The organism is Streptomyces sp. NPDC028928, from assembly GCF_055564915.1.
This window is the reverse complement of the sequence record NZ_JBVHVI010000024.1, coordinates 1-19,987: the sequence shown is the minus strand read 5'-3', so window position 1 is coordinate 19,987 and position 19,987 is coordinate 1. Positions and strand designations below refer to the sequence as shown.

The 19,987-nt window shown below is 70.6% G+C and carries 16 protein-coding genes; 13 read left to right on the top strand and 3 right to left on the bottom strand.

The genetic code is table 11. From position 1 onward, the window contains the following. Nucleotides 1–133: 133 nt before the first annotated feature. Complete coding sequence (locus tag ACZ4U1_RS38120) at nt 134–2,680, top strand: RelA/SpoT family protein (RefSeq protein ID WP_467908764.1); 2,547 nt, start codon at nt 134–136, stop codon at nt 2,678–2,680. A 70-nt stretch (nt 2,681–2,750) separates the two neighbouring features. Here ACZ4U1_RS38120 and ACZ4U1_RS38115 read toward each other — a convergent pair whose 3' ends face one another. Next, the gene (locus ACZ4U1_RS38115; protein ID WP_467908763.1) at nt 2,751–3,980 is read right to left on the bottom strand and encodes a DUF349 domain-containing protein; all 1,230 of its coding nucleotides are present in this window, start codon (nt 3,978–3,980) and stop codon (nt 2,751–2,753) included. Between the two features lie 154 nt (nt 3,981–4,134). After that, nucleotides 4,135–4,959: a peptidylprolyl isomerase gene (locus ACZ4U1_RS38110; RefSeq protein ID WP_467908762.1), complete on the bottom strand. Its 825-nt coding sequence runs from the start codon at nt 4,957–4,959 to the stop codon at nt 4,135–4,137. Between the two features lie 169 nt (nt 4,960–5,128). Here ACZ4U1_RS38110 and ACZ4U1_RS38105 point away from each other — a divergent pair, with 169 nt between their 5' ends. The 5 genes from ACZ4U1_RS38105 (at nt 5,129) to rpsD (ending at nt 10,286) form a co-directional block, all read left to right on the top strand. Next, nucleotides 5,129–5,836, top strand: coding sequence for an MBL fold metallo-hydrolase (locus ACZ4U1_RS38105; protein WP_467908761.1), 708 nt, complete (start codon nt 5,129–5,131; stop codon nt 5,834–5,836). 13 nt (nt 5,837–5,849) lie between these two features. Beyond that, nucleotides 5,850–7,112: a histidine--tRNA ligase gene (gene hisS, locus ACZ4U1_RS38100; protein ID WP_467908760.1), complete on the top strand. Its 1,263-nt coding sequence runs from the start codon at nt 5,850–5,852 to the stop codon at nt 7,110–7,112. Nucleotides 7,113–7,321: 209 nt separating this feature from the next. Further along, nucleotides 7,322–7,978: a vitamin K epoxide reductase family protein gene (locus ACZ4U1_RS38095; RefSeq protein ID WP_467908759.1), complete on the top strand. Its 657-nt coding sequence runs from the start codon at nt 7,322–7,324 to the stop codon at nt 7,976–7,978. A 43-nt stretch (nt 7,979–8,021) separates the two neighbouring features. Continuing rightward, nucleotides 8,022–9,377, top strand: coding sequence for a replication-associated recombination protein A (locus ACZ4U1_RS38090; RefSeq protein ID WP_467908758.1), 1,356 nt, complete (start codon nt 8,022–8,024; stop codon nt 9,375–9,377). Nucleotides 9,378–9,671: 294 nt separating this feature from the next. Next, a complete protein-coding gene (rpsD, locus tag ACZ4U1_RS38085; protein WP_020938857.1) occupies nt 9,672–10,286 on the top strand; it encodes a 30S ribosomal protein S4 in 615 nt (204 codons plus the stop codon). A 21-nt stretch (nt 10,287–10,307) separates the two neighbouring features. Here the strand turns inward: rpsD and ACZ4U1_RS38080 are convergent, their stop codons facing one another. Next, nucleotides 10,308–12,479: an ATP-binding protein gene (locus ACZ4U1_RS38080; RefSeq protein ID WP_467908757.1), complete on the bottom strand. Its 2,172-nt coding sequence runs from the start codon at nt 12,477–12,479 to the stop codon at nt 10,308–10,310. 153 nt (nt 12,480–12,632) lie between these two features. On the opposite strand from ACZ4U1_RS38080, the gene ACZ4U1_RS38075 reads away from it, so the two are divergent. The 7 genes from ACZ4U1_RS38075 to aroC form a co-directional block, all read left to right on the top strand. Continuing rightward, nucleotides 12,633–13,067: a DUF948 domain-containing protein gene (locus ACZ4U1_RS38075; protein ID WP_189397304.1), complete on the top strand. Its 435-nt coding sequence runs from the start codon at nt 12,633–12,635 to the stop codon at nt 13,065–13,067. Between the two features lie 16 nt (nt 13,068–13,083). After that, nucleotides 13,084–13,431, top strand: coding sequence for a hypothetical protein (locus ACZ4U1_RS38070; RefSeq protein ID WP_467908756.1), 348 nt, complete (start codon nt 13,084–13,086; stop codon nt 13,429–13,431). Continuing rightward, complete coding sequence (gene alaS, locus ACZ4U1_RS38065; RefSeq protein ID WP_467908755.1) at nt 13,431–16,103, top strand: alanine--tRNA ligase; 2,673 nt, start codon at nt 13,431–13,433, stop codon at nt 16,101–16,103. The genes ACZ4U1_RS38070 and alaS overlap by 1 nt, the downstream gene beginning before the upstream one ends. Before the next feature lie 2 nt (nt 16,104–16,105). Beyond that, nucleotides 16,106–16,570 carry a Holliday junction resolvase RuvX gene (gene ruvX / locus ACZ4U1_RS38060; protein ID WP_467908824.1) on the top strand — a complete coding sequence of 155 codons (465 nt, stop codon included), beginning with the start codon at nt 16,106–16,108 and terminating at the stop codon, nt 16,568–16,570. A gap of 123 nt (nt 16,571–16,693) precedes the next feature. Further along, nucleotides 16,694–18,373 (top strand): endolytic transglycosylase MltG, encoded by a 1,680-nt coding sequence (gene mltG, locus ACZ4U1_RS38055; RefSeq protein WP_467908754.1) that lies wholly within the window; start codon nt 16,694–16,696, stop codon nt 18,371–18,373. Further along, nucleotides 18,354–19,193 (top strand): shikimate dehydrogenase, encoded by an 840-nt coding sequence (locus ACZ4U1_RS38050; protein WP_467908753.1) that lies wholly within the window; start codon nt 18,354–18,356, stop codon nt 19,191–19,193. The genes mltG and ACZ4U1_RS38050 overlap by 20 nt, the downstream gene beginning before the upstream one ends. 163 nt (nt 19,194–19,356) lie before the next feature. Continuing rightward, on the top strand, nt 19,357–19,987 hold a 631-nt coding region (gene aroC, locus ACZ4U1_RS38045), incomplete at its 3' end, for a chorismate synthase (protein ID WP_467908752.1).

The following is a 19,987-nucleotide window of genomic DNA, read 5'->3' as shown; positions in this document are numbered from 1 at the left end:
CCAGGCCGCGCGCCGTGTTTCATCGATTGACGGTCCTCACAGCCGCCTGCAGGCGATGACCGGGCGCGGGATCGCTACCATTGGGGTTTCCGGAGCCTGACCGGGGGACCCGGATCGCGCACGAGGAGTCCTCTTGCCAGACGAGGCCCAGCCACTGACCGCCGCCAAGCCCGAGCCCGCCTCGGCCCCCGCGGCGAAACCCGCGCCGAACGCTTCCCACGTGAAGAACGACCCCCGCGGGACGGTCGAGCACGCCCAGTCGGCGCCCGTCGAGAAGAGCGCCGAGTCCGCGCGCCCCAAGCCGTCCCCCACCCCCTCGCCGGAGCGCCCGGCGCAGCCCCCGGTGGTGCGCCAGCCGGCCACCCCGCCCACCCGCACCGGCTCCTCCAACCGCGTCCGGGCCCGCCTCGCCCGCCTCGGCGTCCAGCGCGCGAACCCGTACAACCCGGTCCTGGAACCGCTGCTGCGCATAGTGCGCAGCAACGACCCGAAGATCGAGAACTCCACGCTCAGGCAGATCGAGCGCGCCTACCAGGTCGCCGAGCGCTGGCACCGCGGCCAGAAGCGCAAGAGCGGCGACCCGTACATCACGCACCCCCTCGCCGTCACCACCATCCTCGCCGAGCTGGGCATGGACCCGGCCACCCTCATGGCGGGCCTGCTGCACGACACCGTCGAGGACACCGAGTACGGCCTGGACCAGCTCCGCCGCGACTTCGGCGACACCGTCGCCCTGCTCGTCGACGGCGTCACCAAGCTGGACAAGGTCAAGTTCGGCGAGGCCGCGCAGGCCGAGACCGTGCGCAAGATGGTCGTGGCCATGGCCAAGGACCCGCGCGTCCTGGTCATCAAGCTCGCCGACCGCCTGCACAACATGCGCACCATGCGCTACCTCAAGCGCGAGAAGCAGGAGAAGAAGGCGCGCGAGACGCTGGAGATCTACGCGCCGCTCGCCCACCGCCTGGGCATGAACACCATCAAGTGGGAGCTGGAGGACCTCGCCTTCGCGATCCTCTACCCCAAGATGTACGACGAGATCGTACGGCTCGTCGCCGAGCGCGCGCCCAAGCGGGACGAGTACCTCGCCATAGTGACCGACGAGGTCCAGGCCGATCTCCGGGCCGCCCGGATCAAGGCGACCGTCACCGGCCGCCCGAAGCACTACTACAGCGTCTACCAGAAGATGATCGTGCGAGGCCGCGACTTCGCCGAGATCTACGACCTGGTGGGCATCCGTGTCCTGGTCGACACGGTCCGCGACTGCTACGCCGCCCTCGGCACCGTGCACGCGCGATGGAACCCGGTCCCCGGCCGGTTCAAGGACTACATCGCGATGCCCAAGTTCAACATGTACCAGTCGCTGCACACGACGGTCATCGGCCCCAACGGCAAGCCGGTCGAGCTGCAGATCCGCACCTTCGACATGCACCGCCGCGCCGAGTACGGCATCGCCGCGCACTGGAAGTACAAGCAGGAGGCCGTCGCCGGCGCCTCCAAGGTCCGTACCGACGTACCGAAGGCGTCCGGCAAGGACAAGGACGCCATCAACGACATGGCGTGGCTGCGGCAGCTGCTGGACTGGCAGAAGGAGACCGAGGACCCCAGCGAGTTCCTGGAGTCCCTGCGCTTCGACCTGTCCCGCAACGAGGTCTTCGTCTTCACGCCCAAGGGTGATGTCATCGCGCTCCCGGCCGGTGCCACCCCGGTGGACTTCGCCTACGCCGTGCACACGGAGGTCGGCCACCGCACCATAGGAGCGCGGGTCAACGGCCGCCTGGTCCCGCTGGAATCCACCCTGGACAACGGCGACCTGGTGGAGGTCTTCACCTCCAAGGCGGCGGGCGCCGGCCCGTCCCGGGACTGGCTCGGCTTCGTCAAGTCGCCGCGGGCCCGCAACAAGATCCGCGCCTGGTTCTCCAAGGAGCGCCGGGACGAGGCGATCGAGCAGGGCAAGGACGCCATCGTGCGGGCCATGCGCAAGCAGAACCTGCCGATCCAGCGGATCCTCACCGGCGACTCGCTCGTCACGCTCGCCCACGAGATGCGCTACTCGGACATCTCCGCGCTGTACGCGGCGATCGGCGAGGGCCATGTCTCGGCGCAGAACATCGTGCAGAAGCTCGTCCAGGCCCTCGGCGGCGAGGAGGCCGCCACCGAGGAGATCGACGAGACGGTCCCGCCGTCCCGCACCCGTAGCCGCAAGCGCCGCTCCAGCGCCGACCCGGGTGTCGTGGTCAAGGGCGTCGAGGACGTGTGGGTCAAGCTGGCCCGGTGCTGTACGCCGGTGCCCGGCGACCCGATCATCGGCTTCGTCACCCGCGGCAGCGGCGTATCGGTTCACCGCAGCGACTGCGTCAACGTCGAGTCCCTGTCCCGTGAGCCCGAGCGCATCCTCGACGTCGAGTGGGCGCCCACCCAGTCCTCGGTCTTCCTGGTCGCCATCCAGGTCGAGGCGCTGGACCGGTCCCGTCTCCTCTCGGACGTCACCCGGGTCCTGTCGGACCAGCACGTCAACATCCTCTCGGCGGCCGTCCAGACCTCCCGCGAGCGGGTGGCCACCTCCCGGTTCACCTTCGAGATGGGCGACCCGAAGCACCTCGGTCACGTCCTGAAGGCCGTCCGGGGCGTGGAGGGCGTGTACGACGTGTACCGCGTGACCTCGGGACGCAGCCGCTCGTAGACCCGCGCCCAGGAACCGAAGAGGGCCCCGTACGCGCGTACGGGGCCCTTGACATTGCTCGGTGAGGGATTCAGCCGCCGAACTCCTGCAGGCCCTTCAGAGCCTGCTCCAGGAGCGCCTGGCGGCCCTCCAGCTCCCTCTCCAGCTTGTCGGCCTTGGCGTTGTTGCCCTGGGCGCGCGCCTGCTCGATCTGCGCCTTGAGCTTGTCCACGGCGGCCTGGAGCTGACCGGTCAGGCCCTCGGCACGCGCGCGGGCCTCCGGGTTCGTCCGGCGCCACTCGGCCTCCTCGGCCTCCTGGATCGCCCGTTCCACGGCGTGCATCCGGCCCTCGACCTTCGGCCGGGCGTCCCGCGGGACGTGACCGATGGCCTCCCAGCGCTCGTTGATCGAGCGGAAGGCGGCCCGGGCGGCCTTCAGGTCGGTGACCGGCAGGAGCTTCTCGGCCTCTTCGGCCAGCTCCTCCTTCAGCTTGAGGTTCTCCGACTGCTCCGCGTCCCGCTCGGCGAACACCGAGCTGCGGGCGGCGAAGAAGACGTCCTGGGCGCCGCGGAAGCGGTTCCACAGGTCGTCCTCGTGCTCACGCTGGGCGCGGCCCGCAGCCTTCCACTCCGCCATCAGCTCGCGGTAACGGGCGGCCGTCGGACCCCAGTCCGTCGAACCGGACAGCGCCTCGGCCTCGGCGACCAGCCGCTCCTTGATGCGGCGGGCCTCCTCGCGCTGCGCGTCCAGCTGCGCGAAGTGGGCCTTGCGGCGCTTGGAGAACGCCGACCGGGCGTGCGAGAAGCGGTGCCACAGTTCGTCATCCGACTTGCGGTCCAGACGCGGCAGGCCCTTCCAGGTGTCCACCAGGGACCGCAGCCGCTCACCGGCCGCCCGCCACTGGTCGGACTGCGCCAGCTCCTCCGCCTCGGCGACCAGCGCCTCCTTGGCCTTGCGGGCCTCGTCGGACTGCTTGGCCCGCTGCGCCTTGCGCTCCTCGCGGCGCGCCTCGACGGTCTCGACAAGCTTGTCCAGCCGCCGCCGCAGCGCGTCCAGGTCACCGACCGCGTGATGGGCGTCGACCTGCTCGCGCAGGTGGTCGATGGCGGCCTGGGCGTCCTTCGCCGACAGGTCGGTGGTCCGCACTCGCTTCTCGAGGAGGCCGATCTCGACAACCAGGCCCTCGTACTTGCGCTCGAAGTAGGCCAGCGCCTCCTCAGGGGAGCCGGCCTGCCAGGAACCGACGACCTGCTCGCCGTCGGCCGTACGCACGTACACGGTCCCCGTCTCGTCGACGCGGCCCCACGGGTCGCTGCTCACAGCGCCTCCTCCACATGATGCCTGCGGGGGCCTCAGCGCCCCCGGGCATCGTCCACAGTTTCGTCACGGCCAACATAGGCGACCAGCGGGTTGCCTGTCCGCATCCAGCGCGACCGAAATTCGGCAGTCGGCCGTTCCCGAGCCTCCGGTGACGTCAGGACTTGGTGACCGTCGCCTTGTCGATCACGACGGTCGCGTTCGGGGCGCCGTCACCGGCCCCGGTGCTCTCGCCCGCCGCGGCGATCTTGTTCAGCACCTTCATGCCCGCCGCGTCGATCGTGCCGAAGGGCGTGTAGCTCGGCGGCAGCTGGCTGTCCTTGTAGACGAGGAAGAACTGGCTGCCGCCGGTGTGCTTCTGCCCGGTGTTGGCCATCGCCACCGTGCCCGCCGGGTAGGTGTTGTTCTTCAGGCTCTTGTCCTTCAGGTTCTCGTCCGGGAGCGTGTACCCCGGACCGCCCATGCCGGTGCCCTGGGGGTCGCCGCACTGCAGGACGTAGATGCCCCGGGTGGTCAGGCGGTGGCACTTGGTGTGGTCGAAGTAGCCCTTGCCCGCGAGGAAGTCGAACGAGTTCACCGTGTGCGGGGCCGCCGACGTCTTCAGCGCGACGCTGATGTCACCGCACGTCGTCGCGAGCTTCAGCGTGTACTTCGCCGACGTGTCGATCGACATCGCCGGCTCCTTCTTCCAGCTGAGCTTCTCCACCGAGCCGACCGCCGGCTTCTGGCACGGGTCCGGGGCCTTGCTGGTGGGCGTCGCGCTCGGGGTGACCTCGGCGCTCGCGTTCTCCTTCTTGTCGCCGTCGTCCTTCAGCACCCCGGTCGTGTACAGGGCGACGCTGCCGATCACGACCACGCCCAGTACCGACGCGATCACGGAGTTGCGCAGGCGGGCCTTGCGCCGCGCCTCGGTGCGCCGCTGCTGCTGCCGCAAGAACTTCTCCCGGGCGAGCTGACGCCGCCGCTGCTCCTGGCTGACCACCGGGTTCTCTCCTCATGGGTGTCGTGTGTCGGGCGGTACGCGTGCGTCCTCGTGATCCGACCACTGCGTGTAGCCCCGTACCGTATATGGGTTCGCTGAGGAAACGGCAGCGCCGGTAGGCTCTGACAGCAGCGGAAGCCGCCTGTAATCGACACAACGAAGGACGATCGTGCTCATTGCCGGGTTCCCCGCCGGGGCCTGGGGGACGAACTGTTATCTCGTCGCCCCCGCCGCCGGTGAGGAGTGCGTGATCATCGACCCGGGCCACCAGGCCGCCCCAGGCGTCGAGGAAGCACTGAAGAAGCATCGGCTCAAGCCCGTCGCCGTCGTCCTCACCCACGGCCACATCGACCACGTGGCCTCGGTCGTCCCCGTCTGCGGGGCGCACGACGTACCGGCCTGGATCCACCCCGAGGACCGGTACATGATGAGCGACCCCGAGAAGGCGCTCGGCCGGTCCATCGGCATGCCGCTGATGGGCGAGCTGACCGTGGGGGAGCCGGACGACGTCAGGGAGCTGACGGACGGCGCGGCCCTGAAGCTGGCCGGACTGGAGTTCTCCGTCGCGCACGCGCCGGGCCATACCAAGGGGTCGGTGACCTTCCGGATGCCCGAGACCGCCGACATCCCGTCGGTGTTCTTCTCCGGGGATCTGCTGTTCGCCGGCTCCATCGGACGCACCGATCTGCCGGGCGGATCCATGGTGGACATGCTCGACTCGCTGGCCCGCGTGTGCCTGCCGCTCGACGACTCCACTGTGGTCCTGTCCGGCCACGGCCCCCAGACGACCATCGGCCAGGAGCGCGCCACCAACCCCTATCTGCGGGAAGTGGCCGCCGGCCAGGGAGCCGCCGAGGCTCCCCGACGAGGAATGTGACGAGAGACCTTCCGTGAGCACCTTCCAGGCCCCCAAGGGCACCTACGACCTGATTCCGCCGGACTCGGCCACGTACCTGGCGGTCCGCGAGGCGATCGCCGCCCCCCTGCGCAACTCCGGTTACGGCTACATCGAGACCCCGGGCTTCGAGAGCGTCGAACTCTTCGCGCGCGGTGTCGGCGAATCCACCGACATCGTGACCAAGGAGATGTACGCCTTCGAGACCAAGGGCGGCGACAAGCTGGCCCTGCGTCCCGAGGGCACGGCCTCCGTGCTGCGCGCCGCGCTCGAGGCCAACCTGCACAAGGCGGGCAACCTCCCGGTCAAGCTCTGGTACTCGGGTTCGTACTACCGCTACGAGCGCCCCCAGAAGGGCCGCTACCGCCACTTCTCCCAGGTCGGCGCCGAGGCGATCGGTGCCGAGGATCCGGCGCTGGACGCCGAGCTGATCATCCTGGCCGACCAGGCGTACCGCTCGCTGGGGCTGAGGAACTTCCGCATCCTGCTGAACAGCCTCGGCGACAAGGAGTGCCGCCCGGTGTACCGGACGGCGCTGCAGGAGTTCCTGCGCGGCCTGGACCTGGACGAGGACACGCGCCGCCGCGTCGACATCAACCCGCTGCGGGTGCTCGACGACAAGCGCGAGTCGGTGCAGAAGCAGCTGACCGGCGCGCCGCTGCTGCGCGACTACCTGTGCGACGCGTGCAAGGCGTACCACGAGGAGGTCCGCGAGCTGATCACCGCCGCGGGTGTCTCCTTCGAGGACGACCCGAAGCTGGTGCGCGGCCTGGACTACTACACCCGCACCACCTTCGAGTTCGTGCACGACGGTCTCGGCTCGCAGTCCGCTGTGGGCGGCGGCGGCCGGTACGACGGCCTGTCCGAGATGATCGGCGGGCCCGCGCTGCCGTCCGTCGGCTGGGCCCTGGGCGTCGACCGCACGGTCCTCGCGCTGGAGGCCGAGGGCGTGGAACTGGACATCCCGTCCACCACGTCGGTCTACGCCGTCCCGCTCGGCGAGGAGGCCCGCCGGGTGCTGTTCGCGAAGGTCACCGACCTGCGCAAGGTGGGCATCGCGGCGGACTTCGCGTACGGCGGCAAGGGCCTGAAGGGCGCCATGAAGAACGCCAACCGCTCCGGCGCCCGGTACGCGATCGTCGCCGGCGAGCGCGACCTCGCCGAGGGCGTCGTCCAGCTCAAGGACATGGAGTCCGGAGAGCAGACGGCGATCGGCGTCAACGAGATCGTGGCGGAACTGGAAGCCCGGCTCGGCTGAACCCCGCACGCGCGCGCATGGGCGCCGGACGCTCCCTGAGGGGGTGTCCGGCGCCTTTGCCGTAGGCACGCGGCGCTGTCCGGAACCGAGCAGACGCCACTCGTCGTACGTACATCCTTATGGGGAGTGAACGGTGCGCACACAGGCGTGTGCGGCACAATGACCCGTGCCCGAAGATGGTCCAACTCTCAAGTGACGGAATCGGCGTGATGAGCAAGACGACAGTCAAGGACGTCTCCGCGGAGCCCGGTCCGGAGCGCGGCGCCGACGCCCCGCGCATGGTCGGCGGCAGCCGTGCCTTCGCCATCCTGCTGGTGATCACCGGCGCGGCCGGACTGCTGGCCGCCTGGGTCATCACGATCGACAAGTTCAAGCTGCTGGAAGCCAAGGTCGCCGGAAAGACGTTCACCCCCGGGTGCAGCCTCAACCCGGTGGTGTCCTGCGGCAGCGTCATGGAGAGCAAGCAGGCCGCCGCCTTCGGCTTCCCGAACCCGATGCTCGGCCTGGTCGCGTACGGCATCGTCATCTGCGTCGGCATGAGCCTGCTGGCCCGTGCCCGGTTCCCGCGCTGGTACTGGCTGACCTTCAACTTCGGCACCCTCTTCGGCGTGGCCTTCTGCACCTGGCTGCAGTTCCAGTCCCTGTACCGGATCAACGCGCTGTGCCTGTGGTGCTCGCTGGCCTGGGTCGCCACGATCGCGATGTTCTGGTACGTCACCTCGTTCAACATCCGCAACGACTTCCTGCCGTCCCCGCGCTGGCTGAAGTCCTTCTTCGGCGAGTTCACCTGGGTGCTGCCGGTCCTGCACGTCGGCATCATCGGCATGCTGGTCCTCACCCGCTGGTGGGACTTCTGGACCAGCTGACGGTCCTGAGGGGATTGTCAGTGCGGTGTTCTAGGGTTTCAGCGTGGAACCCGACCTCTTCACCGCAGCAGCAGAAGAACGCCAGGAGAAGGACCCGGCGGCCAGCCCCCTGGCGGTGCGCATGCGCCCGCGCACACTCGACGAGGTCGTGGGCCAGCAGCACCTGCTGGGGCCCGGCTCCCCCTTGCGCCGACTGGTCGGCGAGGGCAACGGCGGCCCCGCCGGACCGTCCTCGGTGATCCTCTGGGGCCCGCCCGGCACCGGCAAGACCACCCTGGCGTACGTGGTGTCGAAGGCCACCAACAAGCGGTTCGTGGAGCTGTCCGCGATCACCGCGGGCGTCAAGGAGGTCCGCGCGGTCATCGACGGCGCCCGCCGCGCCACCGGCGGCTTCGGCAAGGAGACCGTCCTCTTCCTGGACGAGATCCACCGCTTCAGCAAGGCCCAGCAGGACTCCCTGCTCCCGGCCGTGGAGAACCGCTGGGTGACCCTGATCGCGGCCACCACGGAGAACCCGTACTTCTCGGTGATCTCCCCGCTGCTCTCCCGCTCCCTCCTGCTCACCCTCGAACCGCTCACCGACGACGACATCCGCGGCCTGCTCCGGCGAGCCCTCAGCGACGAACGCGGTCTGAAGGACGCCGTCGCCCTCCCCGAGGACACCGAGGAGCACCTGCTCCGGATCGCCGGCGGCGACGCCCGCCGCGCCCTGACCGCCCTGGAGGCCGCCGCCGGGGCCGCCCTCGACCAGGGCGAGACCGAGATCAGCCTCCAGACGCTGGAGCAGACCGTCGACCGCGCCGCCGTGAAGTACGACCGCGACGGCGACCAGCACTACGACGTCGCCAGCGCCCTCATCAAGTCCATCCGCGGCTCCGACGTCGACGCGGCCCTGCACTACCTGGCCCGCATGATCGAGGCCGGCGAGGACCCCCGGTTCATCGCCCGCCGCCTGATGATCTCCGCCAGCGAGGACATCGGCCTGGCCGACCCGAACGCGTTGCCGATCGCGGTCGCCGCCGCACAGGCCGTCGCCATGATCGGCTTCCCGGAGGCCGCGCTCACCCTCAGCCACGCCACCATCGCCCTCGCGCTGGCACCCAAGTCCAACTCGGCGACCACCGCGATAGGCGCCGCCATGGAGGACGTACGCAAGGGCCTGGCCGGACCGGTGCCGCCGCATCTGCGCGACGGTCACTACAAGGGCGCCGCCAAGCTCGGCCACGCCCAGGGGTACGTGTACCCGCACGACCTCCCCGAGGGCATCGCCCAGCAGCAGTACGCCCCGGACGCCCTGAAGGACCGCGAGTACTACACGCCGAGCCGGCACGGCGCCGAGGCCAGATACGCGGACGCCGTCGAGTGGACCCGCAAGCACCTCGGTCGCAAGCGGTCGTGAGCACCCTGTAGACTGATCCGAAGTGCTGAGTCCCGTGCTGTCAGAGCGGGACGGACAGCCGGAACCCCCAGAGGGTTCCAGGAGCGTCGCGCACCGTCGAACGGTGTCGCGGGCAGCCCACCACCACCCGGAGTACCGGGACGGTCGGTGGGCCACTCGCGTGCTGCACGTATGTGCCCAGACCAGGGAAACGGCTGCCCGGCAGGCCCCTCGCGGGGTCCGGCGGGTTTTCCCGGCTGCGGATGCGACCTCCGTAACCCTGACAAGCCGACACTACGAAAGAGACGAAAGACAGTGGCGAACCAGTCCCGCCCCAAGGTCAAGAAGTCGCGTGCCCTCGGCATCGCGCTGACCCCGAAGGCCGTCAAGTACTTCGAGGCCCGTCCCTACCCGCCGGGTGAGCACGGCCGCGGCCGCAAGCAGAACTCGGACTACAAGGTCCGTCTGCTCGAGAAGCAGCGCCTGCGCGCTCAGTACGACATCTCCGAGCGCCAGCTGGTCCGCGCCTACGAGCGTGCGTCCAAGGTCCAGGGCAAGACCGGTGAGGCCCTGATCGTGGAGCTGGAGCGCCGCCTCGACGCGCTGGTCCTGCGTTCGGGCATCGCCCGCACGATCTACCAGGCCCGCCAGATGGTCGTCCACGGCCACATCCAGGTCAACGGCCAGAAGGTCGACAAGCCGTCCTTCCGCGTCCGCCCGGACGACGTCGTGCAGGTCCGCGACCGCTCCAAGGACAAGACGCTCTTCCAGATCGCCCGTGAGGGTGGCTTCGCCCCCGACGGCGAGACCCCGCGCTACCTGCAGGTGAACCTCAAGGCCCTGGCGTTCCGCCTGGACCGCGAGCCGAACCGCAAGGAGATCCCGGTGATCTGCGACGAGCAGCTCGTCGTCGAGTACTACGCCCGCTGACCCCAGCCCAGGCGTAGCACCTCAGCCCGCCGTCTCCCCGCCCTTCCGGGTGGGCGAGGCGGCGGGTTCGCGCTGTCCGGCGCGGGTGCGCGGGACCGGCCCCCGAGGTGTCGGCAGCGCCGGCAGCGGCCGCACGTCGTGCCGCAGCGCCCGCTCCACCGCCGTCTCCCGGTCCAGCCGCGCCCCCCGGCGCACCCAGTCCTCGTACCCCTCGTCGCCCAGCGCCTCCCGGGCCGTCGCCTCGCACAGCTCGTGCGGGGCGTTGTAGTACGCCGAACCGAACAGCGGCAGCCCGACCGAGGGCCACATCCGCCCGGCGGCACCCTGGAGCACCGCCGCCTCCACGGCATCGCCCTGCGTCACCGTCACCAGGGCCAGCAGCTCGATCGACAGCACCGTCCCCAGCAGATCGCGGAACGTGTGCGCGTCGTCCAGGCAGTCCGTCAGCAGCTCCCGCGCGCGGGCCGGATCGCCGCCCTGCCAGGCCGCGTACGCCAGCACGTACAGCGCGTACGACCGGGCCCACCGCTCCCCGTGGTCCTCGCACACCCGGCGCACGTCCTCGCACAGCCGTACCGCCTCCGCCAGATCCCCCTGGAACGCCCGCGTCATCGCCAGCTCCACCTGGCCCATCAGCACATTGCTGTTCAGCTCGCCGATCTCCTGGTAGCGCTCCAGCGCCGACCGCAGCAGCGTTTCTGCGCGGGCCATGTCATCCGAGACCAGGGCCAGACAGCCGGTGCGGTGCTCGGCGTACGCCACGGCCGTCGGATCGGCCGACCGTTCCGCCTGCTCCCGGCAGGCCTGGAGCGCCTGCAGCGCCGGTACGGTGTCGCCCTGCAGGATCGCCACATAGCCGAGCACCCACAGCGCCTTCAGCCGGGACTGCTCGTACTCCGAGTCCAGCTCCACGCTGCGCTCCAGCCAGCGCCGCCCCTCGGAGAGCCGGCCGCAGCCCACCCAGCAGAACCACAGCGAACCCGCCAGATGCTGCCCGAGATGCGCCTCCTCCGGCTCGGTCAGACAGAACTCCAGCGCGGTCCGCAGATTCGGCAGCTCGGCCTCGACCCGCGCGGCCACCTCCCGCTGCCGGGGCGAGAACCACTCCAGTTCGCACCAGGTCGCCAGGCCCAAGTACCAGTCCCGGTGCCGTCGGCGCAGCCGGCCGGCGTCCCCGGTCGCCTCCAGCCACTCGGCGCCGTAGGCCCGGACCGTGTCCAGCATCCGGTAGCGGGGGCCCGCCGGGGTCTCCTCGCGGGCGAGGACCGACTGGGCGAGGAGCTCCGACAGCACGTCCAGGACGTCCTCGGCGGCCAGCCCGTCGCCGCTGCACACGTACTCGGCCGCCTCCAGGTCGAAGGTCTGCGCGAACACCGACAGCCGCGCCCACAGCAGCCGTTCGGCCGGCGTGCACAGCTCGTGGCTCCAGCCGATCGCCGTGCGCAGCGTCTGGTGCCGGGGGAGGGCGTCCCGGCCGCCGCCGGTCAGCAGCCGGAACCGGTCGTCCAGGCGCTGCAGCAGCTGCGCCGGGGACAGCGCCCGCAGCCGCCCGGCCGCCAGCTCCAGCGCCAGCGGGATCCCCTCCAGCCGCCGGCACAGCTCCCGCACCTCGACGCCGTCGGCCACCGGCACGCCCTGCGCCCGGGCCCGGTCCGTGAACAGCTCCACCGCCTCGTCCTCGCCGAGCGGTGCCAGCGGGAACAGCCGCTCGCCCGCGAGGCCCAGCGGACGCCGGCCCACGGCCAGCACCCGCAGCTCCGGCAGGCTGCGCAGCAGCTCCGCCGTCAGGTCCGCACAGGCCGCCACCAGATGCTCGAACCCGTCCAGCACCAGCAGCGCCGGGCGGCCGGCCAGATGCTCCAGCAGCGTCTCCCGGGGCAGGCGGGTGGTGTGGTCGGTCAGCCCCAGCGCCTCCACGGCCGCGTACTCCACGAACTGCGGATCGCGCACCGGCGCCAGCTCGACCCGCCCCCAGGCCGGGCCGCCCGCCGGGGCACCGGACGCCCACCGCGCCGCGACCCGCGCGGCCAGCCGGGACTTGCCGACCCCGCCCACCCCGGTGACGGTCACCAGCCGTGCCTGGCCGAGTGCCGCCGTCAGCTCGGCCAGCTCGGCCGAGCGCCCGACGAAAGCGGTGAGTTCGAGGGACGGATCGCCGTCCGCCCGGGAGCCGGGGCTGTGAGGACCTCGCATGGGACACGGAGCGTACTGAACCGTGTTCATTCCGTACAATCCCTTCCCGCAACTCCGCCCGCTCCGCCGGGTAATCGGGTACGGAGCCTCGGCCCCGGCGCGATAGGCTCGGGGCACGACTTTTTCGATGTTCAGGCACGTTTCAGGGAGCGGGTGCGCACAGTGTCCGGTGGAGAGGTGGCCGGGATCCTGGTGGCCGTGTTCTGGGCGATCCTGGTCTCCTTCCTCGCGGTCGCACTGGCGAGGCTGGCCCAGACGCTCAAGGCGACCACCAAGCTCGTCGCGGACGTGACCGACCAGGCGGTGCCGCTGCTCGCCGACGCCTCCCAGGCGGTGCGCTCGGCGCAGACCCAGATCGACCGGGTCGACGCGATCGCCTCCGACGTTCAGGAGGTCACGTCCAACGCCTCCGCGCTGTCCTCCACCGTCGCCTCCACCTTCGGCGGCCCGCTGGTCAAGGTCGCGGCCTTCGGCTACGGCGTGCGCCGAGCGCTCGGCGGCCGCAAGGAGGACGTGCCTGTGAAGTCGCCCCGGCGTACCGTGATCGTGGGCCGGACGGTCCCCGCCGCACGACGCAAGCGGAAGTAAGGACTGAGACCGAGCGATGTTCCGCCGTACGTTCTGGTTCACCACCGGTGTCGCCGCCGGAGTGTGGGCCACCACCAAGGTCAACCGCAAGCTGAAGCAGCTCACCCCGGAGAGCCTGGCCGCCACCGCCGCGAACAAGGCCCTGGAGACCGGTCAGCGGCTGAAGGACCGCGCGGTCGGCTTCGCGCTCGACGTCCGCGACAACATGGCGCAGCGGGAGGCCGAGCTGGAGGAGGCCCTCGGCATCCACGAGAGCCCCGAACTCCCGGAGCCCCGGCGGTACGCCGCCATCGAGAACAACCGCAGCAACCCGAAGTACATCGAGAACCCGACGTACTCGTACAACCGGAATGAGGACCACTGATGGAGTCGGCTGAGATCCGCCGCCGCTGGCTGAGCTTCTTCGAGGAGCGCGGGCACACCGTCGTCCCTTCGGCGTCGCTCATCGCGGACGACCCGACTCTGCTCCTCGTCCCCGCCGGCATGGTGCCCTTCAAGCCCTACTTCCTGGGTGAGGTCAAGCCGCCGTTCCCGCGCGCCACCAGCGTGCAGAAGTGCGTGCGCACGCCCGACATCGAAGAGGTCGGCAAGACCACGCGGCACGGCACGTTCTTCCAGATGTGCGGCAACTTCTCCTTCGGCGACTACTTCAAGGAAGGCGCCATCAAGCTCGCCTGGGAGCTGCTCACCAGCCCCCAGGACAAGGGCGGCTACGGCCTCGACCCCGAGCGCCTGTGGATCACCGTCTACAAGGACGACGACGAGGCCGAGCGCATCTGGCACGAGGTCGTCGGCGTGCCGAAGGAGCGCATCCAGCGCCTGGGCATGAAGGACAACTACTGGTCCATGGGCGTGCCCGGCCCCTGCGGCCCCTGCTCCGAGATCAACTACGACCGCGGCCCCGAGTTCGGCGTCGAGGGCGGCCCCGCCGTCAACGACGAGCGGTACGTGGAGATCTGGAACCTCGTCTTCATGCAGTACGAGCGCGGCGAGGGCATCGGCAAGGACAACTTCGAGATCCTCGGGGACCTGCCGAGCAAGAACATCGACACGGGCCTCGGCCTGGAGCGGCTCGCCATGATTCTGCAGGGCGTGCAGAACATGTACGAGATCGACACCTCCATGGCCGTCATCGACAAGGCCACCGAGCTGACCGGCGTCCGCTACGGCGAGGCCCACGACTCGGACGTGTCCCTCCGCGTGGTCACGGACCACATGCGCACGGCCACCATGCTCATCGGCGACGGCGTCACCCCGGGCAACGAGGGCCGTGGCTACGTCCTGCGCCGCATCATGCGCCGCGCCATCCGCAACATGCGCCTGCTCGGCGCCACCGGTCCGGTCGTCAAGGACCTGATCGACACCGTGATCGGCATGATGGGCCAGCAGTACCCCGAGCTGATCACCGACCGCGAGCGCATCGAGAAGGTCGCCCTCGCCGAGGAGAACGCCTTCCTCAAGACGCTCAAGGCCGGCACCAACATCCTCGACACCGCCGTCACCGAGACCAAGGCCGCGGGCTCCACGGTCCTCCCCGGCGACAAGGCCTTCCTGCTCCACGACACCTGGGGCTTCCCGATCGACCTCACCCTGGAGATGGCCGCCGAGCAGGGCCTGTCCGTGGACGAGGACGGCTTCCGCCGCCTGATGAAGGAGCAGCGGGAGCGCGCCAAGGCCGACGCCCAGGCCAAGAAGACCGGCCACGCCGACATGGGCGCCTACCGCGAGATCGCCGACGCCGCCGGCGAGACCGACTTCATCGGCTACACCGACACCGAGGGCGAGTCCACCATCGTCGGCATCCTGGTCGACGGCGCCTCCTCCCCGGCCGCCACCGAGGGCGACGAGGTCGAGATCGTCCTCGACCGCACCCCCTTCTACGCCGAGGGCGGCGGCCAGATCGGCGACACCGGCAAGATCAAGGTCGACTCCGGTGCCGTCATCGAGGTCCGCGACTGCCAGAAGCCGGTGCCGGGCGTGTACGTCCACAAGGGCGTCGTCCAGGTCGGCGAGGTGACCGTCGGCGCCAAGGCCCACGCCTCGATCGACGCCCGCCGCCGCACGGCCATCGCCCGCGCCCACTCGGCCACCCACCTGACCCACCAGGCCCTGCGGGACGCCCTCGGCCCGACGGCCGCCCAGGCCGGCTCCGAGAACCAGCCGGGCCGCTTCCGCTTCGACTTCGGCTCCCCCTCCGCCGTCCCGACGGCCGTGATGACCGACGTCGAGCAGAAGATCAACGAGGTGCTCGCCCGCGACCTCGACGTGCACGCCGAGGTCATGGGCATCGACGAGGCCAAGAAGCAGGGCGCCATCGCCGAGTTCGGCGAGAAGTACGGCGAGCGGGTCCGTGTCGTCACCATCGGCGACTTCTCCAAGGAGCTGTGCGGCGGCACGCACGTGCACAACACCGCCCAGCTGGGCCTGGTGAAGCTGCTCGGCGAGTCCTCCATCGGCTCGGGTGTGCGCCGTATCGAGGCCCTCGTCGGCGTGGACGCCTACAACTTCCTCGCCCGTGAGCACACGGTCGTCAACCAGCTGACCGAGCTGCTCAAGGGCCGCCCGGAGGAGCTGCCGGAGAAGGTCTCCGCCATGCTCGGCAAGCTGAAGGACGCCGAGAAGGAGATCGAGAAGTTCCGGGCCGAGAAGGTGCTCCAGGCCGCCGCCGGCCTCGCCGAGTCCGCCAAGGACGTGCGCGGTGTGGCCCTGGTGACCGGCCAGGTCCCGGACGGCACCACCCCGGACGACCTGCGCAAGCTGGTCCTGGACGTGCGCGGCCGGATCCAGGGCGGACGCGCCGCCGTGGTGGCCCTCTTCACGGTGAACAACGGCAAGCCGCTCACGGTCATCGCCACCAACGACGCCGCTCGCGAGCGCGGCCTCAAGGCCGGTGACCTGGTCCGCACGGCCGCCAAGACGCTCGGCGGCGGCGGTGGCGGCAAGCCGGACGTCGCCCAGGGCGGCGGCCAGAACCCGGCCGCGATCGGCGAGGCCGTCGAGGCCGTCGAACGGCTTGTGACGGAAACCGCGAAGTGACGATGCGCAGAGGACGCCGGCTCGCGATCGACGTCGGGGACGCCCGGATCGGGGTCGCCTCGTGCGACCCCGACGGGATCCTCGCCACCCCGGTGGAGACCGTCCCCGGACGGGACATCCCCGCCGCCCACCGCCGGTTGCGCCAACTGGTGGAGGAGTACGAACCGATCGAGGTCGTCGTCGGTCTCCCTCGCTCCCTCAAGGGGGGCGAGGGCCCGGCCGCGGTCAAGGTCCGCGCCTTCGCCCAGGAGCTGGCCAAGGGCATCAAGCCGGTGCCGGTGCGGCTGGTGGACGAGCGGATGACGACGGTGACGGCCAGTCAGGGGCTGCGCGCCTCGGGCGTGAGGTCGAAGAAGGGCCGCGCGGTCATCGACCAGGCCGCCGCCGTCATCATTTTGCAGCAGGCCCTGGAATCCGAACGGGTGTCAGGTAATCCACCCGGCGAAGGCGTCGAAGTGGTCATCTGATCGCGATACGGTAACGTTCCGCGCGATGCGCCGGTGTTCGAACAGCCGGTGCACAGCAAGAGGCGGAACGGAAGCCGGCCCACCGGCCGCGCGACCGATCGGCCTCGCGGCTCTAGGGGATCGATGACTGAGTATGGCCGGGGCCCAGGCTCCGAACCGTGGCATCCGGAGGACCCGTTGTACGGGGACGGCGGATGGGGAGGACAGCAGACCCAGGCGGGCCGGCAGTCCGCCTACGACGGCCGGCCGCAGCAGCACCATCCCCAGACGCCGCAGTACGGCGACTGGAACCAGGAGCAGCAGCCCGGGTACGACGGGCAGCAGCACCCGTACCACGACGGTTCCGGCCAGCAGCAGTACGACCAGCGGTTCGCCGCTCACACCCAGCACCAGTTCCACCAGGGCGGCTGGGACGCGACCGGCACCCACGGCCATGTGCCGTACGCCGCCGACCCCGGCGACCCGTACGGCCAGCACCCCGTGGCCTACGGCGCCGAGCAGCCCGACTTCTACGGCACCGAGGACGCCTACCCGCCGCCGGAGCCCCCCGGCCGCAGGCGCCCCGAGCCGGAACCCGAGCCCGAGCCGGAGCCGGCGGGCGAGGAGGAGCACGCCTTCTTCGCGGGAGGCGGCGGCGAGGACGACGAGGAGCACGAACTCCAGAGCCGGCGGGAGCGGCGCGGCAAGGGCGGGAAGGGCGGGAAGAAGCCCGTCAAGAGCAAGAAGCGGCGCACCGGCTGCGCCTGCATGGTCGTCGTCCTGGTCTTCGGCGGCGGCCTCGGCGGCGTCGGGTACTTCGGGTACCAGTTCTACCAAAATCGTTTCGGCACGGCTCCGGACTACGCGGGCGACGGCACCGACCAGACGGTGACCGTCGAGATCCCGAAGGGCGCGGGCGGCTGGGAGATCGGCCGCCGCCTGAAGGAGGCCGGCGTCGTCAAGAGCGCCGAGGCTTTCGTCAGCGCCCAGACCAACACACCGGGTGCCGACGGCATCCAGGCCGGCGCCTACCTCCTGAAGAAGGAGATGTCCGCGGCCAGCGCCGTCCGGCTGATGCTGGACCCGCGCAGCCAGAACAACGTCGTCGTCACCCCGGGCGAGCGGAACACGGGCGTCTACGCGGCCATCGACAAGAAGCTGGAACTGTCCGCGGGCACGACCAAGAAGGTCGCCGACAAGCAGTACAAGAGCCTCGGCCTGCCCGCCTGGGCGCAGAACGGCAGCGCCGTCATGGACCCGCTGGAGGGCTTCCTCTTCCCGGGCACCTATCCGGCCGCCAAGGGCATGAAGCCCGAGGCCATCCTGAAGCAGATGGTCACCCAGGCCAAGCAGAAGTACGCCGCCTACGGCCTGACCGAGAAGGCCAAGGCGCTCGGCCTGAACAACGCCTTCCAGCTCGTCACCGTCGCCAGCCTGGTCCAGGCCGAGGGCAAGACGCACGACGACTTCCGCAAGATGGCCGAGGTGGTCTACAACCGCCTCAAGCCCACCAACACCGAGACGAACCGCAAGCTGCAGTTCGACTCGACGTACAACTACGCCAAGGGCACGAGCAACATCCACATCTCCGAGAAGGAGATCAACAGCGACCCGAGCCCGTACAACACGTACCGGTACCCGGGCCTTCCGCCCGGCCCGATCGGCAACCCCGGCGAGGACGCGCTGAAGGCCACGCTGAACCCGACGCACGACGGCTGGGTCTACTTCGTGGCGACCGACGGTATGAGCAACACCGAGTTCGCCAAGACATACGCGGAATTCCTAGAGCTCAGGGACAAGTTCAATGCCAACACGGGCAACTGACGGCCGCCGCGCCGCCGTGCTCGGATCGCCGATCGCCCACTCCCTCTCCCCGGTGCTGCACCGGGCGGCGTACGAGGCGGCCGGCCTCACCGACTGGTCGTACGACAGCTTCGACGTCGACGAGGCCGCGCTGCCCGGCTTCCTGGACCGGCTCGGGCCGGAGTGGGCCGGGCTGTCGCTGACCATGCCGCTGAAGCGGGCGGTCATCCCGCTGCTGGACGAGATCAGCGACACCGCCGCCTCGGTCGACGCGGTCAACACGCTCGTCTTCACCGAGGACGGACGCCGGCTCGGCGACAACACCGACATCCCGGGCATGGTCGCCGCCCTGCGCGAGCACGGCATCGAACAGGTGGAGTCCGCCGCCATCCTCGGCGCCGGCGCCACCGCCTCCTCCGCGCTCGCCGCGCTGGCCCGGATCTGCACCGGGGAGGTCGTCGCCTACGTCCGCAGCGAGGCCCGCGCCGCCGAGATGCGGCAGTGGGGCGAACGCCTCGACGTGGAGGTCCGTACGGCGGACTGGGCGGACGCGGCCGAGGCGCTGCGCGCCCCGCTGGTGATCGCCACCACGCCCGCCGGTACGACCGACGCCCTCGCCACCGCCGTACCGGAACGCCCCGCCACCCTCTTCGACGTGCTCTACGACCCCTGGCCCACCGAGCTGGCGGCCCGCTGGTCCATGTTCGGCGGTGCCGTGGTCAGCGGCCTCGACCTGCTGGTCCACCAGGCCGTGCTCCAGTTCGAGCAGATGACCGGGCACATCCCCGGCCCGGTGGAGGCCATGCGGCACGCCGGGGAGAAGGCGCTCGCGGCCCGCTGACGCCCCCGTCCCGTCCGCTTGCTGGACCGGCGGCCTGTTTCCGCCCCCGGACGTGGGAGGATCGGAGGTGGCGCACCGGGGTCGCGCACCCGGTGGCGCCGTCGCCGTGCGCGAGGACGCGCGTACGCAGGGCAGTACCGGGCGCGAACACTGAGGAGCACCGTTGAGCAGGCTGCGTTGGCTGACCGCGGGGGAGTCCCACGGTCCCGCACTTGTCGCGACGCTGGAGGGTCTTCCCGCCGGCGTGCCGATCACCACGGAGATGGTGGCGGATCACCTGGCGCGGCGGCGGCTCGGCTATGGCCGCGGTGCGCGGATGAAGTTCGAGCGGGACGAGGTCACGTTCCTGGGTGGTGTCCGGCACGGGCTGACCCTGGGTTCCCCGGTGGCGATCATGGTGGGCAACACCGAGTGGCCGAAGTGGGAGCAGGTGATGGCGGCCGATCCGGTCGACCCCGAGATCCTCGCCGGGCTGGCCCGTAACGCGCCGTTGACCCGGCCGCGTCCGGGTCACGCGGATCTGGCGGGCATGCAGAAGTACGGCTTCGACGAGGCCCGGCCGGTCCTGGAGCGTGCCTCGGCCCGGGAGACGGCGGCCCGTGTCGCGCTGGGTGCGGTGGCCCGTTCCTACCTGAAGGAGACGGCCGGTATCGAGATCGTCTCGCATGTGGTGGAGCTGTGTTCGGTGAGGGCGCCGCTGGGGGTGTATCCGACCCCGGCGGATGTGGAGAAGCTGGACGCGGACCCGCTGCGCTGCCTGGACGCGGACGCCTCGAAGGCGATGGTCGCGGAGG

What these genes read in the sequence shown, in the direction of transcription:
- ACZ4U1_RS38080 (WP_467908757.1), bottom strand. Translation starts at nt 12,479, where the DNA reads ATGCGAGGTCCTCACAGCCCCGGCTCCCGGGCGGACGGCGATCCGTCC.
- ruvX (WP_467908824.1), top strand. Translation starts at nt 16,106, where the DNA reads ATGCGCAGAGGACGCCGGCTCGCGATCGACGTCGGGGACGCCCGGATC.
- alaS (WP_467908755.1), top strand. Translation starts at nt 13,431, where the DNA reads ATGGAGTCGGCTGAGATCCGCCGCCGCTGGCTGAGCTTCTTCGAGGAG.
- ACZ4U1_RS38050 (WP_467908753.1), top strand. Translation starts at nt 18,354, where the DNA reads ATGCCAACACGGGCAACTGACGGCCGCCGCGCCGCCGTGCTCGGATCG.
- ACZ4U1_RS38070 (WP_467908756.1), top strand. Translation starts at nt 13,084, where the DNA reads ATGTTCCGCCGTACGTTCTGGTTCACCACCGGTGTCGCCGCCGGAGTG.
- ACZ4U1_RS38095 (WP_467908759.1), top strand. Translation starts at nt 7,322, where the DNA reads ATGAGCAAGACGACAGTCAAGGACGTCTCCGCGGAGCCCGGTCCGGAG.
- mltG (WP_467908754.1), top strand. Translation starts at nt 16,694, where the DNA reads ATGACTGAGTATGGCCGGGGCCCAGGCTCCGAACCGTGGCATCCGGAG.